We start from the raw sequence: 24,229 nt of genomic DNA on the forward strand, positions 1-24,229 counted from the left end.
CTTCGAACCGGCCCACGACAATAACAGCACGGGGAGCGCCCATGACCGCGCCTACCACCGACACCCGCGCCAGGGAACTGGCTGCGTTTATCGACTGCCACTTTGCAGAGCGCGGCCTCGCGCCGGAAGCGGTGATCGCCGAATCGTGGTTTCGCAGCATCAACCAGCACCACCTCGACCCAGGCCTGCGCCATGTCGACAATATCCTCAGCGCCGCCGAGATTCGCCAGCATCAGGCTCAGCACGAGGCTTACCTGAGCATCGCCGGGCAAGGCGTCAACGGCCTGGCCCGAAGGGTGGTCGATGCGGGCTTCGCCGTGCTGCTCAGCGATGCCGACGGCATTACTCTGGATGCGCGCCTGCCGGCCGATCACGACCGTTATTCACGCGCTGGGCTGATTGTCGGCGCGCGCTGGGACGAATCGATCGCTGGCACCAATGGCATCGGCACCGCGCTGGCGTCGGGGCAGGCGCTGACCATCCACCGCCAGGAGCATTTTCTTGCGGCCAACGCCCGCCTGAGCTGTTCGGTGTCACCGATCTTCGATGCGCAGAATCAGTTGCTTGGCTGCCTCAACGCAACCTGCCTGTTCAACGATGGGCCAAAACAGGCGCAGCACCTGACCCTGCACCTGGTTACGCTGTACGCGCGGCTGATCGAGAACACCCATTTCCGCCAACGTTACCGCGACCGTCTGACCCTGGCTCTCAAGCCTCGCGACGACATCACCGATCTGGCCAACGAGCAGCTATTGGCGCTGGATGAAGGCGGCCGTGTGATCGGCGCCAACCGGGCTGCATTCATGGCCCAGCCTGGCGCCCTGCTGGGCTTGCGCATCGAGCAGTTGCTGCCCGCCACTATCGATGAGCTGCTGATGCTCACCCGCGGCGGCGCTTGCGGCACCCAACTGCGCGAGCCTGGCAGCGAGCTGATCATCGAAGTCGGGTTGCGTGTGCCGGCTGGCTACGGGCTGCGCGCCAAGCCTGTGGCGCCGGCCCCAACTGCAGCCCGCCACCCGACACTTGAGCAACTTGCCGGCGGCGACAGCCAGCTGCAGCAAAGCGTGCAGCGTCTGCGCAAGGTGCTGGACAAGGACATCTGTATCCTCATCACTGGTGAAACCGGCACCGGCAAAGAAGCCTTTGCCCGCGCCGTGCACCAGGCCAGTCGCCGTCAGGCCGGGCCGTTCGTTGCACTCAATTGCGCGGCGATCCCCGAGTCGTTGATTGAAAGCGAGCTGTTTGGCTACCGCAGCGGCAGCTTCACCGGCGCCAACCGCAAAGGCATGAAGGGCAAGCTCGAACTGGCCAATGGCGGCACGCTGTTCCTCGATGAGATCGGCGACATGCCTGCACACCTGCAAACCCGCTTGCTGCGGGTGCTGGCCGAGCGTGAGCTGCAACCCCTGGGGGCCGAAGCGCCAGTGGCGTTGGATATTCAGGTGGTGTCGGCGACCCACCAGGATCTGGCCAGCATGATTGCTGACAAACGCTTCCGTGAAGACCTCTTTTACCGTTTGTGCGGCATGCGCATGAGCCTGCCGGCGCTACGCCAGCGCAGCGATCGCGCCGAGTTGATCGAGCACCTGCTGCGACGGCTGCCCGAAGCGCAAGGGCTGCAGCTGGATGCCGAGGCTCACCGCTGCCTGCTGGGCCACCCCTGGCCTGGCAACGTGCGCCAATTGCTGAACGCGCTGCGCTACGCAGCCGCGCTGGCGGAAAATGGCGTGATAAGCCTGAATTGTCTGCCGGAGGAGTTGCTGGCGAGTGCGCCGCGGACGCCGGTCCTTGGACAGCCACTGCGCCTGGAGGCTCAGGTCGAGGATGCCGAAGCCCGGCATTTGCTCGATGTACTGCGGCGCGAGCGTTGGAATATCAGCGCGGCAGCAGACGCGGCGGGAATTTCCCGATCGACTCTGTACCGCAAGATGAAACGACACGCAATCGTGCCGCCGAATCAGGCTGACTGAGCGCAGCACTGGCCGCTGCACGAGCGTGCCGGCCAGTGCTGCCCCCCCATGTTACTCAGCCCTGGATATACACCACTTGCGTGCGCGTGTACTCATACAGCCCATGCTTGCCATCTGCCCCGCCCACCCCAGACTTGCGTGCTCCGGCGTGGAAACCCTGCATGGCCTCGAAGTTCTCGCGGTTGATGTAGGTCTCGCCAAAATCGATTTCGCGGCTGGCTTTGAGTGCGGCGTTCAGGTCGCGGGTATATAACGACGAGGTCAGGCCATATTCGCTGTCGTTGGCCAAGGCAATCGCTTCATCCAGGTCGTCGATGATCTGGATCGGCAGGACCGGACCGAAGATCTCCTTGCGCATGATCTCCATGTCAGCCGAACAGCCGGCCAGCACCGTCGGTTGATAGTGGAAGCCCGCACCAAGATCAGCTACCTGCCCGCCGGTAATCACCTGGGCGCCCTGCCCGACTGCCGTGCGCACCATCTGCGCGACCTTGTCCAGCCCGGCCTGATTGATCAATGGGCCCATGTCCAGGTCAGCCTGCAGCGACGGGTCGCCATAGCGCGTGGCGGCCATCGTCTGCGCGACCTTGTCGATGAAGGCATCCGCCACATCGCGCTGCACATACACCCGCTCGGCGCAGTTGCACACCTGCCCGGTGTTGATCACCCGCGAGGCAACGATCGCACGCACGGCCAGGTCCAGGTCGGCGTCGGCCAGCACGATAGCGGGCGCCTTGCCGCCCAGTTCGAGGTTGAGCTTGGTGATGTTTGGCGCTGCCGCAGCCATGATCCGCGCCCCGGTGGCGACACTGCCAGTGAAGCTCACCAGGTCAATACCGGCATGGCTGGTGAGGCAGTGGCCGACACTTGCACCTTTGCCGCCGACCACGTTGAACACCCCTGGCGGTAGATCGGTTTCGGCCACCAGCCGGGCAAACTCGTAGCAGTTGATCGGTGTCTCTTCGCTGGGTTTGATCACGATGGTGTTGCCGGTCAGCAGCGCCGGCGCCATCTTGCGCGCAATCAGGAAGAACGGGAAATTCCACGGCAGCACCCCCGCAACCACGCCCAGGGGTTTGCGCAGCAGGAAGATGTGTTCGTTGGCCCGATCACTGCTCAGCACCTCGCCCTCCAGGCGGCGCGCCCATTCGGCCATGTAGTCAAGATAGTCCGCAGTGAAGTTGACCTCCACCAAGGCCAACGCCGGCACCTTGCCCTGCTCCTGGGTGATGATGCGCGCCAGGCGCTCGGCATTGGCCCGCACCTTGGTCGCGATCTGGCGCAAGTAACCGGCGCGCTCGATGGCAGGTCTTGCCGCCCAGCCTTTCTGCGCACGGCGCGCTGCGTCAATCGCGCGTTCGACCTGCTCAACGGGTGACTCCGGCACCGCCCCCAACAGCTCGCCGTTGGCCGGGTTGAACACCTCGATCAGTTGTTCGCTGGCCACAAAAGCGTTGTCGATATAGTTCTGGTACAGATTATCGCGCATCGTCATGTCACTCCTTGGAGGTATTGTCGGCAAGCGGCGTGGCGGCTGCGGGCTTGGCGCCGAAGCGCTGCCAGACACTGCCTTCGCTTTGCAGGTCGTGGGCGCGCTTGATCAGGTATTGGTGCACCTGTTCCACCTGCTCAGGCTTGAGCGCTTCGGCGAACGAAGGCATACCGTCCGGGATGCGCCCGCCATAGAGAATGCCGAGGAACATCTGGTGTTTTTCCGCGGTGAGCTTGCGCAGGTCCGGCAGCACGCCGCCGCTGACGGCATGGATGCCATGGCACTGCGAGCAGTTGCCGTCGTAAAGCGCAGCACCGGCGGCTACGGTTTTTTCGTCAGCAGTGAGCGCTGGCGGTTTCGGCGTGTCGGCCGGCGGTGGTGGCTCACGCAGGGTGGCGTTGCCGCCGATCTTGTAGGTCAGCACCTGGGCGAACGGCTGCACGCCGGCGCGCAGCGACAAGGCCCCGGCAAAGGTCGAGAACGCCCCGCCCCAGCCGGCCATGAAGGTCACGTATTGCTCGCCATCTACCGAATACGTGATCGGCGCAGCCATCACGCCGCTGGCAGCCGGTGATTCCCAGAGCTTTTTGCCATCGTCGGCGGCGTAGGCGATCACCCGGCCATCGGCACTGCCCTCGAACACCAGGTTGCCCGCCGTGCTCAGGGTGCCGCCGTTGAAGATGGTGATATACGGCACTTCCCAGGCAGGCGCCTGCTTGACCGGGTCCCAGGCGATCAACTTGCCTGACCAGGTTTTGGCCATTTCCAGCAGGCCTTCCGGGCCTTCGGGCATCATCCCGGTGCGCAGGCCGAGCTGGTACACGCTCTTGAACGGGTGACGCTTGGGCGCGTCCGGGATGTGCTCGTAGTAGGCCGACATGATGTGCGCCGGGATGTACACCAACCCGGTGTTGGGGTTGTAGGACATCGGGTGCCAGTCATGTGCGCCCCAGAATGCCGGGGTCACCAGCTTGCGCTTGCCGTCCTTCCAGTAGGCAGCTGCCTCATCATCGACGATTGGCCGGCCGGTCTTCATGTCGATGCCCTTGGCCCAGTTGACCGGCACGATGTTCTTCGCCGAGAGCAACTCGCCGGTGGCGCGGTCGAGTACATAGAAGAAGCCGTTTTTCGGCGCCTGCATCAATACCTTCCGCTGTTTGCCGTTGATCGGCAGTTCGGCGAGGATCATGTGCTGGGTGGCCGTGAAGTCCCAGGCATCGCCCGGCGTGGTCTGGTAGTGCCAGGCGTATTCGCCGGTATCGGCATTGACCGCCACGATCGACGACAGGAACAGGTTGTCGCCCTTGGCCTGGCTGCGCCATTTCGGATCCCACAGCGAGCCGTTGCCGACGCCGATATAGAGCAAGTTCAGTTCTGGGTCATAGGCGAACGAATCCCACGCCGTGCCACCGCCGCCCTGCTCGACAAAGGCATCGCCGTGCCAGGTCTTGCTGGCGATTTCCATCGCCTTGTCTTCAGGCGGCAGCTTGGGGTCGCCAGGCACGGTGAAGAAGCGCCAGGCCTGCTTGCCGGTTTCGGCATCATAGGCGGTGACGTAGCCACGCACGCCAAATTCGGCGCCGCCGTTGCCGATCACCACCTTGCCATTGACCACACGCGGCGCGCCGGTGATGGTGTAGCTGCGTTTGTCGTCGCTGCGGGTGTCGACCGACCATACGCGCTTGCCGGTCTTTGCATCGATGGCCTCCAGGCGGCCATCGAGCACGCCGACATAGACCTTGCCCTGCCATACGGCTACGCCACGGTTGACCGCATCGCAGCAGGCTTCACCGGCCCGATGGCGATCGGACTGCGGATCGTACTTCCACAGCAGCTTGCCATTGCGTGCGTCCAGGGCATACACCACCGAAAATGGCCCTGTGGTGTACATCACGCCGTCGACCACGATAGGCGTGGCCTCGACGCCGCGGTCCAGATCGAGCTTGTAGCTCCAGGCCAGGCCCAGTTGATTGACGTTGCCGTCGTTGATGGTGTTCAGCGGGCTGTAGCGCTGCTCATCGTAGGTACGGCCATGGCTCATCCAGTTGCCGGGTTCTTTGTCGGCGTCGATTATGCGCTTGCCATCGACCTCGGCGGCAAACGCCGGGGCCAGGCAAGCCAACGCCAGGACGGCGCAACCTGCGGTTCTCATCAAGGCACCCGGCATGGGCCGGCGGTGCGGACCTGATTGGGTCATCGGGGAATCTCCGTTCTTGTTATTGGCGACACCCAGGGAATGTGTCGTGAACAACAGGAGCAACGGCTGTGCCAGCACCAGAGATACCACTGAAAGCCCCGTCGTAGAGAGCTTTGTCCACTGTCGAACGCAAGCCATCGAGCCTACGAGTCGCCGCAGTTTCGGCACACGTGGCGCAGGAATGGAACAGGTGTGTCAGTCCGGGAGAAGCTTCGATTGCAGGCTGCGAAGACGTCCCAGCAACAGACTCCCGATCAGCGCTGCAAGGACGAATGCCATCGCTAATGCCTGCAGCAAGTCCCCTTCTGCCAACGCGACCCCTGCGCTGCACAAGCCGCCAAGGGTAAATACCAGCGTGTTATTCAGAGCGGCTGCCGTCCCTGCAATCTCAGGGTGTAGGCTCAACGCCCAGGTAGTCGCGGCCGGGCGCACAATCGTTGTACCGGCACTGCAGACCACCATCGACAGCATGATTCCGGTGACGGTCAAATTCAGCACGTACAGCCAGAGAAACAGCGACAACCCGGCGACGCCGATCAAAAGCAGCCCCAGTCTGATCTGTGCACTCACCTCGATGCGTTTGTTCAAGGCACTGGCGACCACGCCGCCAATGATATAAGCCGCACCGTAAGCAATGAATATCAGTGAAAAGGCGTAGTCGGTCATCCCCAGCAGATCCATGAACAGCAAGGGTGACGTGACAATGAAAGAGAAGTGGCAGGCAAATGCCATTGCCGACAGCAGCGAATAGCTTATGAAGCGTCGATCCTTGAACAACGTGCGATAGCCGCTCCGTGGGGCGACAGGACGCGTAGCGTCTGTGAGCGAAACACTACACAGCAACACAGCTAACGCCGCGAGCACGACAAAGGCCTGAAAGCTGCCCTGCCAACCAAGCCACTGTTGCAAAAAACTGCCTGCCAGCGGTGATAGGGAGATAAACAAACCGCTGGCGGTAGTCAGCAAAATTCGCATCGAATTGCGCCGATGGTCGCTATACAGGTCCTGAACCAGTGCATGGCTGAGTACAAAGCAACCGCATCCAGCGGCCTGCACCAAGCGGAACACCATAAAGGACGAAAAGTCCCAGGCATAAATACAACCCACGGCACCTGACGCCGCCGTTATCAGTCCGACTAACAACAGGCGTTTACGGCCAAGGCGATCGGATAGCGGCCCGATCCAGCACTGCGACAGCGCGGCCCCAACGGCGAACAGGCTGATGGACCAGGCGATATCTGGGGTGGGCACCGAAAATTGTGAAGACAACGCTGGGAATGATGGAAGTATCACATCTAGTGGGAATATCCCCAGTAAGCTCATCAGTATCAGTACAGTAACTAACAGCCGATTTTCAGATGGTTGATCTTTAAGCACTACGCACCTCAGCACTGCGAATCAGCGGCATGGTTACTGGCGGATACTGCGTCTCCAGGCTGCATCAAGCATCGCTGTCTCGTTGTGCGCGTGGCAATAAGCACAGGCAGGAAAAAGATCCCATAGCGTTGTGAGGAATTTCGCTAACTATCAGCTGCGTATAAACATCATGTTGAGTATTTGAAAATGCTGTTGGCGCTGCGCGACACAACGCCGCGCACATTTACAGGCAGGATCAGGCAACAACCCCGCTGTTTTGCCCTTTCAAACCCCACCGCTTGCCTGTAAAAAAGGTCATCCCCCTCCCCACTCAAGGACCTTCCCCATGCTCTATCGCCCTCTTGGCCAAAGCGGCCTGCAGGTTTCAGCCCTGACCCTGGGCAGCATGATGTTCGGCGAGCAGACCAGCGCCGAGGATTCGCTGCGGATCATCGACAAGGCCTGGGATCAAGGCGTCAACTTTGTCGACACCGCCGACGTCTACAACGGCGGGCGCTCGGAGCAGATCGTTGGCGAGGCGGTGGCGCGCAAGCGGCAGGACTGGGTGGTTGCCTCCAAAGCGGGATTCGGTGCAGTGGACGGCTTGCCCAACCGCAGCGGGCTGTCGCGCAAGCATCTGTTCAATGCCATCGAAGCCAGCCTGACGCGTATGGGTACCGACTACCTGGATATCTACTACCTGCACCGCGAAGACCACAGCGTGCCGCTGGAAGAAACCGTGAGAGCCATCGGTGATCTGCTGCAACAGGGCAAGATCCGTTACTGGGGCGTGTCCAATTTCCGCGGCTGGCGCATCGCCGAGATCTGCAACGTGGCCGAGCGCCTGGGTGTGGCCAAGCCGGTTGTGAGCCAACCGCTGTACAACATCGTCAACCGCCAGGCCGAACCTGAACAGTTGACCGCTGCGGGTTATCACGGGCTCGGCGTGGTGCCGTTCAGCCCACTGGCACGCGGCGTGCTCAGCGGCAAGTACGCACCGGGTTCCGAGCCTGACGCTGGTAGCCGTGCCGGGCGCCAGGACAAGCGCATCATGGAAGTGGAATGGCGTCAGGAGTCACTGACCATCGCGCGCAAGATCCAGGCCTACTGCGAGGGCAAAGGCGTCGGTATCGTCGAGTTCGCGATTGCCTGGGTGCTGAACAATCGCCTGGTCAGCTCGGCGATTGTCGGGCCGCGCACCGAAGCGCAGTGGGACACCTATGCCGGGGCACTGCAGGTGAAAATCACCGCCGAAGATGAAGCCTTCATCGATGCGCTGGTGACCCCAGGCCACGCCTCGACCCCAGGCTTCAACGATGTAGCCCACTTCGTCAGCGGCCGCCTGGCGCGTTAACGAGGCCACTCACCTGCCGCTGCCCCTGTAGCGGCCTTGTGTCGCGAAAGGCGCGCGCAGCGGGCCCAGACATCAGCTTCGCCGCCGACATTGCCGGGCCAGCTCTGCTGGCCTTTCCGACCGGTCCGGCGCCCCGGCAAGGCCGCTCCTTGTCCGCGTAAGTATTGGTGAATCTGGCACCCGGTAAATTGCAGATGACTTGAAAGGCATTACGCGCTAACGGCCACTTGACGACCCAAGCAGGTGGCTGATCGCGGTCTTGAGCTTCATCGGCCGCACCGGTTTGTGCATCAGGGTGTGGCCGAGCAGGCGCACTTGCTGCTTGAGCTCGTTGCTGTAATTGGCGGTGATCATCAGCACCGGTATGGCCCGGTCGCGGCAGGCGTTGATCGCCGCTACCGCCTCGATGCCGGTGCGGTCATGGTCCAGGTGATAATCGGCGATCAACAGGTCGACTCGCGCCCGTGGCAGGGCGACCTGACGCTGCAGGTCCGCTTCACTGGCCGCCGTGGTGACCTTGCAGCCCCACTGTTCGAGCAAGCTGCGCATGCCGGCGCAGATCGCCCCGTCGTTATCCAGCACCCAGATTCGCGCGCCCTGCAGCGATTGCAGGTGAGGCATGTCCTGCTGCAACGCTAAGCATTTGCTCACAGGGCGCTGGCAGCACGGGACTTCGACCGAGAATACCGAACCTTTGCCGGGCACCGAGCGCAGCTGGATGGGATGCCCGAGGATACCGGCGATCTTGTCGACAATCGCCAGGCCCAGCCCCAGGCCGCGATCCTGGTCCGGCCGCTGCGCCTCACCACGTTTGAACTCCTGGAACACTTCGCGGCACTTGTCCGCTGCGATGCCGATGCCGGTATCCCACACCTCGATCAACACCTTGTCGCCGCGCCGCCTGCAACCGAGCACGATCCGCCCGCTGGGGGTGTAGCGTACGGCGTTGCTGAGCAGGTTGCGCAGGATCCGCGCCAATAGCTGCATATCACTGCGCACGCGCAAGCGGCTCGGCACGTAGTCAAGGCGCAAGCCCTCGCTGGCGGCGACGGTAGCGTGCTCGGCCGCGAGGTTGTCGAGCAGGTCGCTCAGGGCAAAACTGGCGACATCGGCGCGGATCACCCCGGCGTCGAGCTTGGAGATATCCACCAGCGTGCCGAGCAGGCTCTCGACGCCATCCAGGGCGTTGCTGACGTTCTGGATCAACGGGCCTGCGCCAGGCTGTTCGAGCAGGGCACTGGTAAACAGCCGGGCGGCATTCAGCGGCTGCAACAGGTCATGGCTGACTGCGGCGAGAAATTTGGTTTTCGACAGCGTGGCCTGCTCGGCATCGGCCTTGGCATCGCGCAGGCTGGCTTCCATACGCCGGCGCTGGTTGATTTCGCCGAGCAATTGGCGATTGAGGCTGGTCAGTTCGGCGGTGCGCTCGTGCACGCGCAGTTCCAGGTGCTGATAGGCCTGATGCAGCGCTTCGGCATGGGCGTAGCGCTCGGTGATATCGGTGAAGGTGTTGACGAAACCGCCTGTGGGCAATGGATGCGTACGAATTTCCAGCATGCGCCCGTCGAACAGGCGCTGCTCCAACTCCGGCAGCGGCTGGCCGTGGTCGTCGCGGCTGGCGGGCGTCAGCAAGGCCAGCTCGCTGTCGGCAATTACGTCGGCAAACTGCCGATGGCTGGCAATCGGTGCCAGGCCGCTGACCTCGAGAAAGCGTCGGTTCCACAGCTCCAGCACGCCCTCGGCGTTGACCATGGCCAGCCCCTGCGACAGGTTGTCGACCGCCCGCTGCAGCAGGTACGACTTATGCGCCAGGGCCTGCTCGCGGCGGTGATTCTCACGCAGCTTGACCCGGGTGACATCAGTAAACAGCATCACCCGGCCACCGTCGCGGGTCGGCCGTTCGCTGACCTGCAACCAGCGCTCGTTGCGCAGCCGATACAACGGTTGCTCGTCGCTGCTGGCACGGGGTTCTTCGCGCAGCAGTTTGTGCATCAGGCGTTTCACCTCGACCAGCTGCATACCGCTGGCCACGCGCAACCGGCTGTTGGCCCAGAGCGCCTTGAAGCGCCGGTTGAACAGCACCACGCGCAGGTCGGCATCGAACAGCACGAACGCATCGGAAATACTCTCGATGGCATCCACCAGCCGCTGGTGGGCGGTTTCGGCGCGGTGATGCGCGTCGCTGAGCAACAGGTGGCTGGCCTTGAGTTCGACCAATACCTGGCTCAAGGCATCCGTGCGCTCGCGCACCTGCTCGGCCAGCACCACCGAGTGCTGGAACGCGGCAAAGGCATCGTCCGGCCGCGCCGCACCCGACTCCAGCCGCTCGATCAACGCTGCATTGATGCGCTTTAGCTTGTGGTTGTCGCGTTGCAGCTGGCTGATCTGCTCAGCTGGCGATGCGCTCGCGGGGCCGTCCGATGGCAACGCCGGTGAAGGTCTGGTTGATATGCATGCCATTGAACTGCTCCCCATAGGTGTTGAAGCCCAGCACCTGCTGGCTGCGCAACAACGCGCTGACCTCAGCCACAGCAGCGCCCTCGCCCTCCAGCTCGAGGCGGCGCAGTACGCAGTCGCAGCCGATGGTCAGCAGCAACGGCCCGAGGCGCTGGCGCAGGCCCTCGAACAACGATTGCAGGTTGGCCAGCAGCGGACCGGGGCGCATTGCAGTGAGGACGATGCCGTTCTCCACCGCGCAATAGAAGCTCAGGCTGCCATCCTCATGTACCTGCTGAATGGCCCGCACGTAGTGGTTCTGGTTGATCCGCAGCGCCAGCGGGTGCGCCGCAAACAGCCGATGATCGAGCGCGCCCACGGGTACACCGATCAACTGGGCGTATTCAGCGGCTGCCGGCTCGGCGTTCAGCTCATAGACCCGGCGCAACTGACGGTCAGCGCGGGTCACCACCAGTTTCTCGCTGCGCGGCTGAATGTGATCGGCGCTGAACACCTCGAACTCCAGCCAGGTATTGACCAGCAACAAAACCGCCGCACCGCTGTGGAAGGCACCGTTGTAATACACATGAGTGCGGCTGAGGTGATTGTCATCACCTGCCGAACCGCCGAACTGCGGGATATCGCCCAGCGCCGCTGCCAAGGCAGCCAGCACCACCTCTTCCCGGCTGGACAGGCCGTCGAACAGGGTCAAGGCAAAGCTGTGCGCCTTGATCGGTGCCAGGCTGTTGCGTCGGCAGTCTTCGACCAGCTGGGCAACCAGCGCCTGCGCGTCGAGCAGGCTGAAACCGGGTACCGCTTCCACGAGGCCCGCGGCGATGGAGAAGTAGCGCCGGTCGAAACCGACCGCGGTGATACAACCGCGCGCATAGCCCTCCGGGGTCAGTTCGCCGGCGCTGGTGCAGCCGGCCAGCCCCACCGCCGGAAATTGCGCCTGCAGAGCAGCCGCCAATGCCGGCAGATCGTATTCGGCAGAGCAGAAAAACAGCACAAAGCCTAGCTCGGCATGCCGCAGTTGATCAGCCAGCTCACCGGCTGCCTGAGTAGCGCAGGTAGCCCGCGACAGTGCGCTGAAGACGCCTTCGCTCATAAGTCGATTTCCGAGAGAGATACAGCCATGGCCGCAGGATAGGCAAGCCTGCGGCTCAGCCGAATGCTACTTGGGTAGGGGGTCGGGGTGGCATTGGTTGTACGCGGCCCTCGCGCTAAATACCAAGGGCTGCGGCCAGACGTTGCAGGCCGGCGATAAGCGCCAGGTGCAGCGGATAGAACGCATAACCCCAGCGCCCTACCCGCGATACCTGCCAGCGTTCCTGACGCGCCAGCCACAGGCCTATTGGCAACGACATTGCTGCGGTGCTCAGGATGACCAGGGCGATGGGTTGCAACGGATGCGCACGTAACCAACTGTTGGTCACGTTGCCCGCCACCGCCAACGCACACGGCAGCAGCCAGCCGGCGCCGCCGTAGCGCCTGGCGATCAGTATCGCGGCGGGGAGCAGGACCCCAGGCAAGCCGTACATCAGGTGATCACTGAACAGCGCTGCAGTCAGCGCAGCGCTCAAGCCGAGCAGGCAGGCCAGCGCCTGTCGATGGTGTATTGCCCAAGCCAGCAACAACCCGAGCGTCAGGGTCGGGATCACGTTTAGCGTCTGCGAACCGGTGTCCAGCCAGCGGTACGGGCCTTCGGACAGCACGCCAAATACCAGCAGCCAACCGAGATAGCGCGCCGCGCTGCGGCTGGGCCACATAGCCGGGTCGCTGCGCCCGACGTTGATTGCCAACGCCAGGCAGAACAACGGAAATGCCAGCCGGCCGATGACGAACAAGCCGTCGGCAGCTGGCCATAGGTAACGCAGGTGGTCGGCGACCATGGTCACGATCGCCGTCCACTTGACCAAATCCAGCCCGGCCGAGCGCACAGTTATTGTCCGGACTCGCTGCTCGCCATTGGCTGCAGGTACTTGGCGGTCCATGCCGCCAACGGCAGCGGCGGATGTTGGTGAATGATGCGGCGCCAGATCAGAGCAAGGTCTTCCAGGTTGAACATCGAGTTGGCCGATGTGCCCGACCAGGCTGTTGGCGTGCCGACGATCCATTGGCCAGTGCTGTCGCGGCTGGCCATCTGGAAGCGGAACGTGTAGTTGCCGGGAATGCCCATGCGCAGGTCGGTCACCACCAAGGCATCACCGACCTCGTCGTAACGCAGCCAGTCTCCCGTGAACCAGCGCAGACGCGCGTGCAGTGGGTCCTTACCAAGAGGCTTGGCTGCCTCGAGGTTGCGCGAATGCCGCAGCATTTCCGGCGGCTCGTGATCGAACACGCTGCTGACACCCTCGAAGTAATGGCCGTCCGCGGTTTTCGCCATCACCCGCCAGACCAGACTGTTAAAGGCGACAGGCACGGCACGCACTTCGGTCACTGCTACGCCTTGCTGATCCAAAGCAGCCGCAAAGCGCTGCTCGGCATGCATACGCGCGCCCAGGCCAAAGCCGAGGTAGGCCGTACTGAACAGCAATGCACAAGTCATCAACGCAATCGCCCTGCCCTGCATGCCGCGAATCGCCGCGAACAGCACAGTAAATAACAGCGGCAACGTGTACACCGGATCAATGATGAACACCGCCGCCCAACTTTCCGGGATCAGTTGCAACGGCCAGAACAACTGGGTGCCATACACGGTGAAGGCATCAAGTACCGGATGCGTGATGAGCACCAGCCAGAACGCGGCGAACAGCCTTGGCCAGCGATAGCCGCGCTCCGGCCAGTACTTATGGCCAAGCCAGGTCACCAACCAGGCCAACAACAAGGCCAGGCCGGTGAGCACGAACAGTGAATGCGAGAAACCACGGTGGAAGGTCATCTGCGACACCGGATCGGCATAGCGGATGATCACATCGAGGTCTGGCAAGGTGCCCAGGGCGGCGCCGTAGAGCAATGCCCGGCGGCCTTGAATACGGCCTAGTACCGTGCCTTGCAGCGCTGCGCCGAGCACCGCTTGAGTGAGTGAGTCCAAGGGTCAGGTTTCCACAAAAAGTCTGTTGGCAACCTACCTGCATCGCTGGCGACTGTGCAAACGCTATCGCCGCAGCGCAGCGTTTGCAGCGGGCTGGCAACTCAGCCATCTGTGAGCGGCGCGGGGCTTACAGCAACTGCCAGGTGTAGGCCAGAATCAGCCGGTTTTCGTCGATATCGCTGCGATAATTCGAGCGCGCCACCGCGTTTCTGACGCGAATCCCCAAACCCTTGAACACCCCGCTCTGCACCGCATAACCAATATCCAGATCGCGCTCGCGGTCCTTGCCCTCGAAGCCGCGGCCGGTATCGACATTGTTGCCGGTTATGTAGCGCACCGTCGCGGTCAGGCCAGGGATGCCCATGGCGGCGAAGTTGTAGTCATAGCGCGCTTGATAGGAGCGCTCATCGGTGTAGGCAAACTCATAGGTGGGCACCTCGTTGCCCAGCGGGGTGATATTGGCGAATACCCGTGGAAACGGGCTTTCGCCATAGATGCCCTGATAGCCGACGTGAAAGCTGTGTCCGCCATGCCGGGCTGTCAGCAACGAGAAGAACGCCTGGTTGTCGATCTGGCCAAGCAAGGCATCGCCGTCCTCGCGGGCGGTGAAATAACCCAGGTTGGCGCTGAGCACCCAGTCGCCGAACGGCTTGCTGTGCTTGAGGCCGACAAAGCCCTGCTGGTAGATGTCTTCGAGCTGGCCATACCACAGGCTGGCGCTGGTCTGCTTGTCGTTGAAGACATAGTCACCGCCCAGGTAATTGAACGCGTCACTCGCGACCTGGCGCATCGGCACATGGCCAAGCATGGCGTTGAGCTTGTCATCCCCGCCTTCGTTGCGCAGGTGCGTCGAAGACAAATGCCCAACCTGCACGGTCAGCCCGTTGATCTCGGCAGAGTTGAGGCTGACGCCCTGATAGGTGGGTGGCAGCAGGCGAATGTCGCTGAAGGTCAGCACCGGCAGATTCGGCTGCAGCTCGCCAACGCGCAGCTCGGTTTGCGACACGCGTGCTTTGAAGGTGCCAGCCAGGCGACTGTAATCGCTTGCCGCACGCCCGTCGCCATGCACTGGCAACAGTCCGCTGTTGACCCGGTCCGGGCTGCTGTCGAGGCGAATCCCGAGCAAGCCCACTGCATCCACGCCGAAACCGATCGGGCCAGGGGTGTAGCCGGACTTGAAATCGAGGATGAAGCCCTGGGCCCACTCCTCGGCCTTGGACTGCTGGTTGGCGCCGACGATGTCAGAGAAATCCCGGCTGAAATAGTAGTTGCGAGAACTGAGGCTGGCTTTGGCATCTTCGAAAAAACCGCTTTCGGCAGCCAGCAAGGGTTGGCTGAGCAAGGTTATGCCCAGGGCGACACAAGGGTTAGGGTTCATTGCGAAGCTCTCTTGATCTTGTTTTTATGGATGGATCGCTACTACGGTTTTGCACTACGGTTTTTCAGGAGTTACGGTGCAAGGCATCCCCCGCCTGCGGCCGCCGCAAACGCAGCAAGGCATGCGCACAGAGGCCGAACAGCAAGCCCCAGAACGCTGCCGACAAGCCCAGAAAGGCAACACCGGAGGCCGTCACCAGAAAGGTGAACAACCCGGCATCACGCTCGCTCGGTTCGGCCAGGCTGCGGGCCAGTGCCTCGCTGATCGCGCCATACAAGGCGAGCCCCGCCAGGGCGGCAATCAATGCAGCAGGAAAAGCGGCAAACAACGACATCAGGGTCGCCCCGGCGATGCCCAGCAGCAGATACAAGCCACTGCCGGCCAATGCCGCGATGTAGCGTCGGCGCGGGTCTTCGTGGGCCTCGCGGCCGGTGCACAGGCTGGCCGTGACGGCGGCGAGGTTGAGTCCGTGGCAGCCGAACGGCGCCAACAGCATGCCGCCCAGCGCACTGGCACTGATCAACGGGCTTGCCGGCGTCTGATAACCAGCATTGCGCAGCACGGCCATCCCCGGCATGAACTGCCCGGTCAGGGCCACCAGCACCAGCGGCAAGGCCAGGCTGAACACTGCCGACAGGCTGAATTGCGGGGTGATCAACTGGGCGGTAGCAAACTCCAGGACCAGCGCCTCACTGCGCAGCTGGCCGCTGAGCACTGTGATCAACGCGCCAACGGCCAACACCGCCGCCACCGCATAGCGGGGCTGCAAGCGCCGCATCAGCACATAAGTGATGAACATCGCCACGACCAGCATCGGTTGCACCGGCAAGGCGCGGAATACCTCGACACCAAAGCTGAACAGGATGCCGGCTTGCATACCTGCCGCAATCGAGCCCGGCAGGCGTGCGATCAAGCCGTCGAACGCACCACTCAGGCCAATCAACAGCAAGATCAGATTGGCCACCAGATAGGCGCCGACCGCTTGCTCGAGACCAATCTGCGGCAGCGCAGTCACCAGCAGTGCCGAGCCTGGAATCGACCAGGCGATAACCACCGGCACTCGATAACGCAGGGTCAATACCGCGCCAAGCACGGCGCTGCCCATCGACACGGCCCACACCCAAGAGGACAACTGGCCGTGGGGCAGGCCCGCAGCCTCGGCAGCATGGAAGATGATCACCAGCGGGCCGGCGTAGGAAATCATCGTCGCCAGCAGGCCGGCGACGATGGCAGACAACGAACAATCCTTGATCAGGTCTTTCATGGGACCTCTGGCCAGACCGGGGCCGGACGGGATGTCCGGCATGGGTTGTTCAAGCAACATCAAGTGAGGCCGATTACGCCTGCTGCAACGCCCGCGGCCGACCGCTGCGTTGCTCGGCCTCGCTGTCCGGCGCGCGCTGCAGCAGGAAGTCGAAGCGCAGCTCGGCATAGCGCCCGCTCACGCCCCGCGCGCCGTCTTCGCGCACCTGCACTTCGCCGACCAGGCCGTCACGGGTGGCGTAGGCGAAGTCGTCCCACAGGTACTTGTCGCCAGCCAGGTTGATCTGCGTGGTCAGGTGCCGATAGCCCGGCGCCGAGATGAAGAAGTGGATGTGCGCCGGGCGCTGGCCATGCCGGCCGAGCAGGTCCAGGCACTCCTGGGTCGGGCCTTGCGGGTCACAGCCGTAACCCGATGGCACGATCGAGCGCGCGCGGTAATAGCCCTCGGCATCGGTGACAATGCGCCGACGCAGGTTGTATTCGGACTGGCTTTGGTCGAAGAACGAGTAAGTGCCACGGGTGTTGGCATGCCACAGGTCAACCGTGGCGCCGGGCACAGGCTGGCCAGCCGGATCGAGCACCTGGCCTTCGAGGAACATCACCGTGGCTACGCCCTCCTCGCTGCCATCGTCCATGCGCACCTGGCCCGTGGCAATGGGCGCGCCGGCGACATACAACGGCCCCTCGATGGTGCGCGGAGTGCCACCGGCAAGGCCGACGGCGGCGTCCTTGGCGTCCTGCAACAGGTCGAGAAAGTGCTCGATACCAAGGCCGGCGACCAGCAACCCCGCCTCACCACGACCGCCCAGGCGGTTGAGATAGTCAACGGCGTGCCAGAACTCGTTTTCGCTGATCTCAAGGTCCTCGATCAGGCGCGCGCTGTCCTGCAGGACGCGCAGGATGATCTGCTTTAGCCGAGGGCTGCCTTCATCGTTGGCAAACCCTGCGGCTTGTTCGAAGAACTTGGTCAGTTCGCCAGTGTGGGAAATTTTCACGGTCATGTTTGCTTACCTCTAATAATTGTTCCTGGGCGAGTCGGGCTCGATCAACGGTCGTCGCTGTGGACTGACGAGGGATGCCGGCACAGGCCGGTCACTTCGATGGCCATATGCGGGAACAGCGGCAACTGCATCAGGGTGTCGTGCAGCGCCTCGACACTGGGCACGTCGAACACGCTGTAGTTGGCGTAGTGCCCGGCAATGCGCCACAGGTGACGCCAGGTACCGTCGCGTTGCAGGCGCTGGGCCAGCTGCTTTTCGTCAGCCTTGAGCTGGGCGGCCCGGGCCGGGTCCATGTCGACGGGCAGGTTCACGGTCATCTTCACGTGGAACAGCATGGGTTTCTCCTTGGGTAAGGTCGCAATCAGCGCCGGGCGAAACGCGCCAGGCGGGTTTCATCCAGGTTCAGGCCCAATCCGGGCGTGCGTGGTACATGCAGTTGGAAGTCGCTGTAGCGCAGCGGCTGCTCGACAATGTCTTCGGTCAGCAGCAGCGGCCCGAACAGCTCGGTGCCCCAGGTCAGCTGGCGTAGGGTCAAAAAGGCGTGGGCCGAGGCCAGGGTGCCGACCGCGCCTTCGAGCATGGTGCCGCCGTACAGGGCGATGCCGGCGGCTTCGGCGATCTGCGCGGTACGCAGCACGGCGCGGGGGCCGCCGTTCTTGGCGATCTTCAAGGCGAACACGCTGGCAGCACCGTCGGCGGCGAGGCTGAAGGCGTCTTCCACGCTTTCGATCGACTCGTCGGCCATGATCGGTGCCGGGCTGCGCTGGTTGAGGCGGACTTGCCCGCTGCGGTTGATCCGCGCGATCGGCTGCTCGATCAGGTCGATGCCGTTGTCGCCAAGCACCTGGCAGGCACGCAAGGCCTGCGACTCATCCCAGTACTGATTGACGTCGACGCGCACGCTGGCGCGCTCGCCCAGCTCACGCTTGATTGCCACCACGTGGCGCAGGTCCTGCTCCAGCGGGTTGGCGCCGATCTTCAGCTTGAACAGCCGATGGCGGCGGATCTCAAGCATGTGCTCGGCTTCAGCGATGTCGCGGGCGGTGTCGCCACTGGCGAGGGTCCAGGCTACTTCGAGGCTGTCGCGCACCCGGCCACCGAGCAACTCGCTGACCGCCAGGCCCAGGCGTTTGCCCTGCGCGTCGAGCAGGGCACTTTCGATGCCCGACTTGGCGAAGGTGTTGCCCTTGGCCAGCTTGTCCAGCTTGAGCATGGCGGCATTGATGTTGTCGGCTGGCAGGCCGACCAGCGCCGGAGCCAGGTGCGCGTCGATGTTGGCCTTGATCCCTTCCGGGCTTTCGTAGCCATAGGCCAGGCCACCGATGGTGGTCGCTTCACCAATGCCTTCGACGCCGTCGCTGCAGCGCAGGCGCAGCACCACCAAGGTCTGCTGCTGCATGGTGTGCATCGCCAGCTTGTGCGGGCGAATGGTCGGCAGGTCGACGATGATCGCCTCCAGCCGGTCGATAGTCGGGCTTGTCATGCAAGGCCTCCAGTTGCGTCAGTCAAAGGGTTACGCCTGCGCCAGCGTGGCCAGGCCGTGGCGCCGGCTGCTGGCCAGGTGCACGGCCATGGCCAGCGCGGCAACCGCGCCGGGGATGGCAAAGGCGATGAAGTTGAGTTGCAGCGGCAGGTTGATGCCCATCAGCGCGCCGCCCAGCAGCGGGCCGACGATGGCGCCGTTGCGGCCGATACCGGAGGCCCAACCGAGGCCTGTCGAGCGCATCGACAGGCCATAGAGCTGGGCCGCGCCGGCATACAGCAGGATTTGTGTGCCGATGGTGGTGGCGCCGGCAATGAAGATCAGCAGGTACAGCACGGGCATCGGGCTGTTCACCCCAAGCAGGCTGATCGACAGCGCCGCCGCGACAAAGAAGGCGATCTTGACCTTGACCAGGTTGTAGCGATCACCCAGCCAGCCGCCGAGAATTGCCCCGGCCATGCCGCCGAAGTTCAGGGCCAGCAGGAACGACAGGCTTGAGCCCAGGCTATAGCCGGCGTTGGCCATCAGTTTCGGCAGCCACGAGCTGAGCGCATAGACCATCAGCAGGCAGCAGAAAAACGCCAGCCACAGGGCCAGGGTGCGCACCGCCAGGCCGTCACGAAAAAGCTCCAGCACCGACGCGCCCTTGCCTTTGCGCTCGCTCGCCTGCAATACATCGTCGGCCTGCACGTCGCAGTCCGGATCAAGCCGTTTGAGCAGCGCACGAGCTTCGTCGGTACGGCCCTGGCGCACCAGAAAACCAATCGACTCGGGCAGGTAGTAGAGGATCACCGGCAACAGCAGCAACGGCAGCGCTGCGGCAAAGAACATCGACTCCCAACCAAAGCGCGGCAGCAAGAAGATGCCGACACCTGCCGAAAGCATGCCGCCCAGCGAGTAACCGCTGAACATGATCGCCACCAGCGTGCTGCGCAGGCGTTTGGGTGCGTACTCGTTCATCAACGCCACGGCATTGGGCATCAAGCCGCCGCAGCCGAGCCCGGCGATGAAACGGTAGATGCCGAACTCGCTGGGGCTGCTGGCAAAGCCGTTGAGGATGGTCGCGCCGGAGAACAACGCGAAACAGATGGCGATGCCCTTCTTGCGCCCGATCCGGTCCGCCAGGCTACCGAACAGCAGCGCACCGAACATCATGCCGAACAGCGCGTAGCTGCCCAGCGCGCCGGCTTGCAGCGGGGTCAGGCCCCACTCCTTCATGATCACCGGCAGCACTACGCCATAGATGAACAGGTCGTAGCCGTCGAATACCAGCAGCAGGCCGCACCAGGCCATGACCATCCAGTGGAACGGTGAAAAGCGAGCGTTATCAATGATCGGGTGAACATCCAGGGTTCGCATGGCATCGGTCTCTGTTGTTTTTGTTGTGAGAGGTAAACGCAGGCTGGGCGACTGTCAGCCGAGGTCGCCGCCGCCAACCGGCAGGGTCACGCCGGTGATGTAAGACGCCTCGTCGGAGGCGAGAAAGAGGATCGCGTTGACCTGTTCGTCAATGCTCGCGTAGCGCTTCATCAGGCTGCTGTCCAAGGTCTGGGCAACGATCTGCTGGTACCAGGCCTTGTCCTGCTCGCTCTGCGCATCACTGTTGCGCGGCACCCGCCGAGGTGGCGCTTCGGTGCCGCCGGGCGCAGTGGCGTTGACCCGAATGCCGCGCTCAGCGGTCTCGAAGGCCAGGCAGGCGGTGAGTGCATTGACACCGCCCTTGGCTGCGCCATAGGGCACGCGGTTGATGCTGCGGGTGGCAATCGACGACACGTTGACGATGGCGCCGGCACCACGCTCGAGCATGTACGGCAGCGCTGCATGGCAGCACCACAGGGTCGGGAACAGCGAACGGCGTACTTCGGCCTCGATCTGTTCCGGCTCATAGTGCTCGAACGGCTTGGCCCAGATGGTCCCGCCGACGTTGTTGACGAGGATGTCGATCCGGCCAAAGCGCTCGACCGCGCTGGCCATGACCCGGGCGCACTCGGCGTGCTGCTCGAGGTCGGCAATCAGCGTCAGCGTGCCCTCGCCGGCCAGTTCATGAACCAGCTCGGAACGGTCTACGGCTACAACTTGAGCGCCTTCGGCCTTGAGCCGCCAGCACACGCCGCGGCCAATGCCTTGGGCCGCGCCGGTGACCAGCGCGACCTTGCCTTGGAATCTGTTGCTCATCTCTGCTCTCCCCAGCGCCGCCTTCGTCTGCACGCGGCGACGCTGCTGCCATTGGCAATAAAAAAGAGGCCAGCCGCACCCGCACGATGCGGCCAGCCCCCAAGGAAACTCAGGCCGCGGCGGCGAACTTCTCGTAATAGAAGTTGGCCGGGGTGATGCCCTGTTCGCGGATGTACTGGCTGACCGCCTCGACCATCGGCGGCGGGCCGCACAGGTACACGTCGACATCGCCGTTGTTCAGGTGCGCCGGTTCGATGTGCTGGGTGACGTAGCCCTTTTGCGGGTACTCACTGTCGGGGTTGGCAACGCAGGCGCTGTAGGTGAAGTTGCCGATGCGCGCAGCCAGCGCCTGCAGGCGGTCGAGCTCGACCAGGTCAAAATCGTTGGTCACGCCGTAGATCAGGTGCAGGGGATGCACGCTGCCGACTTCGGCGATCTTTTCCAGCATCGCCGTGAACGGCGCCAGGCCGGTGCCGCCGGCCAGCAGCAACAACGGCCGCTGGATCGGGCGCAGGTAGAAGCTACCCAGCGGGCCGGCCAGGCTCATGCTGTCGCCGGCCTTGGCCAGGCTGGTAAGGAAGCTGCTCATCAGGCCGCCGGGAACGTTGCGGATGAGGAAGCTGACTTCGCCATCCTTGGGCAACGAACTGAACGAATACGCGCGGCTCTGACCGCTGCCCGGCACCTGCAGGTTGACGTACTGGCCTGGCAAGAAGGCCAGGCTGCTCAGCGCTTCACCCTTGATCGACAGGGCAATGGTGCTGGCCGACAGCTGGCGCACATCGCTGATCTCGGCCTGGAAACTGCCCTGCTCGGCTTTGCACAGCTGCGACGATGCCGGGATGCGTAGCACGCAGTCGGATCCAGCGCGCATCTGGCAGGTCAGCACGTAACCCTGGCTGATTTCTTCTGTGCTGAGGGCGTCTTCGATGAAGTCCTCACCCAGCGCATAGCTACCCGCCTCGGCCTTGCACTTGCAGGTGCCGCAGGCGCCGTCACGGCAGTCCAGGGGGATGTTGATGCCTTGCCGATAGGCCGCATCGGCAACGGTTTCGTGGCCTTCGGCATTGATGAAGCGGGTGATCCCGTCTTCGAAATTGAGTGCGATCTGGAAGCTCATGTTGCACCTCGCGCACGAGCCTGCCCGCAGCGCGCCCTGTGGCACGCCGGTCAGTACTCGTCTTGACCAGAAGTCAGATGTGGTAGATGTCGATGACCTGGCGAACGTAGTCGTTCTTCAGCACCACTTTCTTGGCCTTGATCAGCGGCTGCTCGCCGCGCAGATCCAGGGTGTAAAAGCTGCTGCCGAAATAACTGTCGGTGGTCTTGTAGCGAAAGCTCAGGGTGTGCCAGTTGAAGCGCACCTGACACTGCTCGCCACTGTGCTCGACAATCTCGATATTGCTCAGGTTGTGCGAGGTGCGGGTATCCGGAACTGTGGCACTTGAGCGCTCGGTCTGGATGCGGAATACGCGGTCCTCCAGCCCTCCTCGGTTGCCGTACCAGATCAGGGAAATCTCGCTTTGCGGGTCTTCGGTGAGCTGGTCGTTGTCATCCCACGATGGCATCCAGAAGGTCGCATCACTGGCATACAGCTCCAGCCACTGCTCCCACTGACCATCGTCGAGATAGCGCGCTTCGCGGTAGAGAAAGTCGCGCACGGTGTCGTATAAAGTGCTCATCGCACGGCCTCCACTGGGATCAGCTGCGGCTCCTGCTCGAGTGCCTTGAGCATGGTTTCCTGCCAATACTTGTGCTGCAGCACGAACAGGCCTTCATCTTCGGTGCGCACGCCTGACAGCAATGGCTTGAGCTCGATCTCGCGGGCGGCCTCGTCGGCCCCTTCGACCCAATGCTCGGCGCCGCGCGACATGTCGTTCCAGCCAGTGCCGCCGCCGTAGCCGGTCTGGCACGAGCGGAACTCTTCGAGGTCATCCGGGGTGGCCATGCCACTGACGTTGAAGAAGTCTTCGTACTGGCGGATGCGCTTGGCGCGGGCCTCGCTGCTCTCGCCCTTGGGTGCGATGCAGTAGATGGTGATTTCGGTCTTGTTCACCGAAATTGGGCGGGCGATGCGGATCTGCGAGCTGAACTGGTCCATCAGGTACACGTTCGGGTACAGGCACAGGTTGCGCGAGTTCTCGATCATCCAGTCGGCACGGGCCTGGCCGAAATCTGCCGCCAGTTGCTCGCGGCGCTCGTAGGCCGGGCGGTCTTCCGGGTTGGCCCAGCGCGTCCACAGCAGCAGGTGGCCATGGTCGAACGAGTAGAAGCCGCCGCCCTGTTTGGCCCAGGCACCGGCGCTCATGGTCTTGATCTCGGCAGCGCTTTCGCGTTGCTTGCGCTGGTTCTGGGTAGCGGCGTAATTCCAGTGCACCGAGCTTACGTGGTAGCCGTCGGCGCCGTTTTCGGCAGTGAGCTTCCAGTTGCCTTCGTAGATGTAGGAGCTGGAGCCACGCAGCACTTCCAGGCCCTCGGGCGACTGGTCGACGATCATGTCGATGATCTTGGCCGATTCGCCCAAGTGCTCGAGCAGTGGTTTCACATCGGCATTGAGGCTGCCGAAGAGGAAGCCGCGGTACGACTCGAAGCGCGCCACCTTGGTCAGGTCGTGCGAGCCGTCGCAGTTGAAGCTGGCTGGGTAACCGGCATTGCCCGGGTCTTTGACCTTGAGCAGCTTGCCGCTGTTATTGAAGGTCCAGCCGTGGAACGGGCAGGTGTAGCTGGCACGGTTACCGCGTTTGTGCCGGCAGAGCATCGCCCCGCGGTGGCTGCAGGCATTGAGGAAGGCGTTCAGCTGGCCATCCTTGTTGCGCGCGATGAACACCGGCTGGCGGCCCATGGTCAGCGACAGGAAGTCGTTCTTTTCAGGGATCTGGCTTTCGTGGGCCAGGTAGATCCAGTTACCTTCGAAGATGTGTTTCATCTCCAGGTCAAACAGGCGCGGGTCGGTGAACATCTCCCGCTTACAGCGGTAGACGCCCGATTCCCGGTCGTCCTCGAGCATGGCATTGAGGTAGTCGAATCCCAGGAACATGGCCAGGGTCTCCATTGTTATTGTTCAGACCAGGTCAGGTTAGGACGAGCGCG

The 24,229-nt window shown here is 63.1% G+C and carries 19 protein-coding genes; 2 read left to right on the forward strand and 17 right to left on the reverse strand.

Translation table 11 applies throughout. The features are described from left to right. The first annotated feature begins 41 nt into the window (after positions 1–41). A complete protein-coding gene (locus tag HU736_RS04760) occupies positions 42–1,970 on the forward strand; it encodes a sigma-54-dependent Fis family transcriptional regulator (protein WP_186698036.1) in 1,929 nt (642 codons plus the stop codon). A 55-nt stretch (positions 1,971–2,025) separates the two neighbouring features. On the opposite strand, the gene aldA is transcribed toward HU736_RS04760, so the two are convergent. From aldA to HU736_RS04775, 3 genes are all read right to left on the reverse strand, one after another. Then, on the reverse strand, positions 2,026–3,459 hold the full coding sequence (gene aldA, locus HU736_RS04765; protein ID WP_186698034.1) for an aldehyde dehydrogenase: 1,434 nt from the start codon (positions 3,457–3,459) through the stop codon (positions 2,026–2,028). A 7-nt stretch (positions 3,460–3,466) separates the two neighbouring features. Beyond that, a complete protein-coding gene (locus HU736_RS04770; protein WP_437180454.1) occupies positions 3,467–5,614 on the reverse strand; it encodes a PQQ-dependent dehydrogenase, methanol/ethanol family in 2,148 nt (715 codons plus the stop codon). A gap of 240 nt (positions 5,615–5,854) precedes the next feature. Next, on the reverse strand, positions 5,855–6,982 hold the full coding sequence (locus tag HU736_RS04775; RefSeq protein WP_186698516.1) for an MFS transporter: 1,128 nt from the start codon (positions 6,980–6,982) through the stop codon (positions 5,855–5,857). A gap of 379 nt (positions 6,983–7,361) precedes the next feature. On the opposite strand from HU736_RS04775, the gene HU736_RS04780 reads away from it, so the two are divergent. Then, positions 7,362–8,369: an aldo/keto reductase gene (locus HU736_RS04780; RefSeq protein WP_186698029.1), complete on the forward strand. Its 1,008-nt coding sequence runs from the start codon at positions 7,362–7,364 to the stop codon at positions 8,367–8,369. A 216-nt stretch (positions 8,370–8,585) separates the two neighbouring features. Here the strand turns inward: HU736_RS04780 and HU736_RS04785 are convergent, their stop codons facing one another. The 14 genes from HU736_RS04785 to benA all read right to left on the reverse strand — a co-directional run bounded on the left by HU736_RS04785 (position 8,586) and on the right by benA (position 24,176). Then, entirely contained in the window at positions 8,586–10,829 is a 2,244-nt protein-coding gene (locus tag HU736_RS04785) for a PAS domain-containing hybrid sensor histidine kinase/response regulator (protein ID WP_186698027.1), read from the reverse strand. Then, positions 10,759–11,913 carry a nitric oxide-sensing protein NosP gene (gene nosP / locus HU736_RS04790; protein ID WP_103437354.1) on the reverse strand — a complete coding sequence of 385 codons (1,155 nt, stop codon included), beginning with the start codon at positions 11,911–11,913 and terminating at the stop codon, positions 10,759–10,761. The genes HU736_RS04785 and nosP overlap by 71 nt, the downstream gene beginning before the upstream one ends. Before the next feature lie 115 nt (positions 11,914–12,028). Then, positions 12,029–12,799: a TraX family protein gene (locus HU736_RS04795; RefSeq protein ID WP_189691609.1), complete on the reverse strand. Its 771-nt coding sequence runs from the start codon at positions 12,797–12,799 to the stop codon at positions 12,029–12,031. After that, positions 12,748–13,839, reverse strand: coding sequence for a metal-dependent hydrolase (locus tag HU736_RS04800; protein WP_186698024.1), 1,092 nt, complete (start codon positions 13,837–13,839; stop codon positions 12,748–12,750). Before HU736_RS04800 ends, HU736_RS04795 begins: the two co-directional genes overlap by 52 nt. Positions 13,840–13,966: 127 nt before the next feature. Further along, on the reverse strand, positions 13,967–15,217 hold the full coding sequence (locus HU736_RS04805; RefSeq protein ID WP_186698022.1) for an OprD family porin: 1,251 nt from the start codon (positions 15,215–15,217) through the stop codon (positions 13,967–13,969). A gap of 64 nt (positions 15,218–15,281) precedes the next feature. Continuing rightward, a complete protein-coding gene (locus tag HU736_RS04810) occupies positions 15,282–16,481 on the reverse strand; it encodes a benzoate/H(+) symporter BenE family transporter (RefSeq protein ID WP_186698020.1) in 1,200 nt (399 codons plus the stop codon). A 73-nt stretch (positions 16,482–16,554) separates the two neighbouring features. Beyond that, entirely contained in the window at positions 16,555–17,481 is a 927-nt protein-coding gene (gene catA, locus HU736_RS04815; RefSeq protein WP_186698018.1) for a catechol 1,2-dioxygenase, read from the reverse strand. Between the two features lie 44 nt (positions 17,482–17,525). Continuing rightward, on the reverse strand, positions 17,526–17,816 hold the full coding sequence (gene catC, locus HU736_RS04820) for a muconolactone Delta-isomerase (protein WP_186698016.1): 291 nt from the start codon (positions 17,814–17,816) through the stop codon (positions 17,526–17,528). A gap of 26 nt (positions 17,817–17,842) precedes the next feature. Beyond that, on the reverse strand, positions 17,843–18,964 hold the full coding sequence (locus HU736_RS04825) for a muconate cycloisomerase family protein (RefSeq protein WP_186698013.1): 1,122 nt from the start codon (positions 18,962–18,964) through the stop codon (positions 17,843–17,845). A 30-nt stretch (positions 18,965–18,994) separates the two neighbouring features. Further along, on the reverse strand, positions 18,995–20,323 hold the full coding sequence (locus HU736_RS04830) for an MFS transporter (RefSeq protein WP_186698011.1): 1,329 nt from the start codon (positions 20,321–20,323) through the stop codon (positions 18,995–18,997). Positions 20,324–20,377: 54 nt separating this feature from the next. After that, positions 20,378–21,139 carry a 1,6-dihydroxycyclohexa-2,4-diene-1-carboxylate dehydrogenase gene (locus tag HU736_RS04835; protein WP_101319534.1) on the reverse strand — a complete coding sequence of 254 codons (762 nt, stop codon included), beginning with the start codon at positions 21,137–21,139 and terminating at the stop codon, positions 20,378–20,380. Positions 21,140–21,248: 109 nt separating this feature from the next. After that, entirely contained in the window at positions 21,249–22,259 is a 1,011-nt protein-coding gene (gene benC, locus HU736_RS04840; protein WP_186698009.1) for a benzoate 1,2-dioxygenase electron transfer component BenC, read from the reverse strand. A 73-nt stretch (positions 22,260–22,332) separates the two neighbouring features. Beyond that, positions 22,333–22,821, reverse strand: coding sequence for a benzoate 1,2-dioxygenase small subunit (gene benB / locus HU736_RS04845; RefSeq protein ID WP_186698007.1), 489 nt, complete (start codon positions 22,819–22,821; stop codon positions 22,333–22,335). Next, positions 22,818–24,176 carry a benzoate 1,2-dioxygenase large subunit gene (gene benA / locus HU736_RS04850; RefSeq protein ID WP_186698005.1) on the reverse strand — a complete coding sequence of 453 codons (1,359 nt, stop codon included), beginning with the start codon at positions 24,174–24,176 and terminating at the stop codon, positions 22,818–22,820. Before benA ends, benB begins: the two co-directional genes overlap by 4 nt. Between the last annotated feature and the right edge of the window lie 53 nt (positions 24,177–24,229).

This window comes from Pseudomonas shirazensis (genome assembly GCF_014268785.2).
GTDB lineage: Bacteria > Pseudomonadota > Gammaproteobacteria > Pseudomonadales > Pseudomonadaceae > Aquipseudomonas > Aquipseudomonas shirazensis.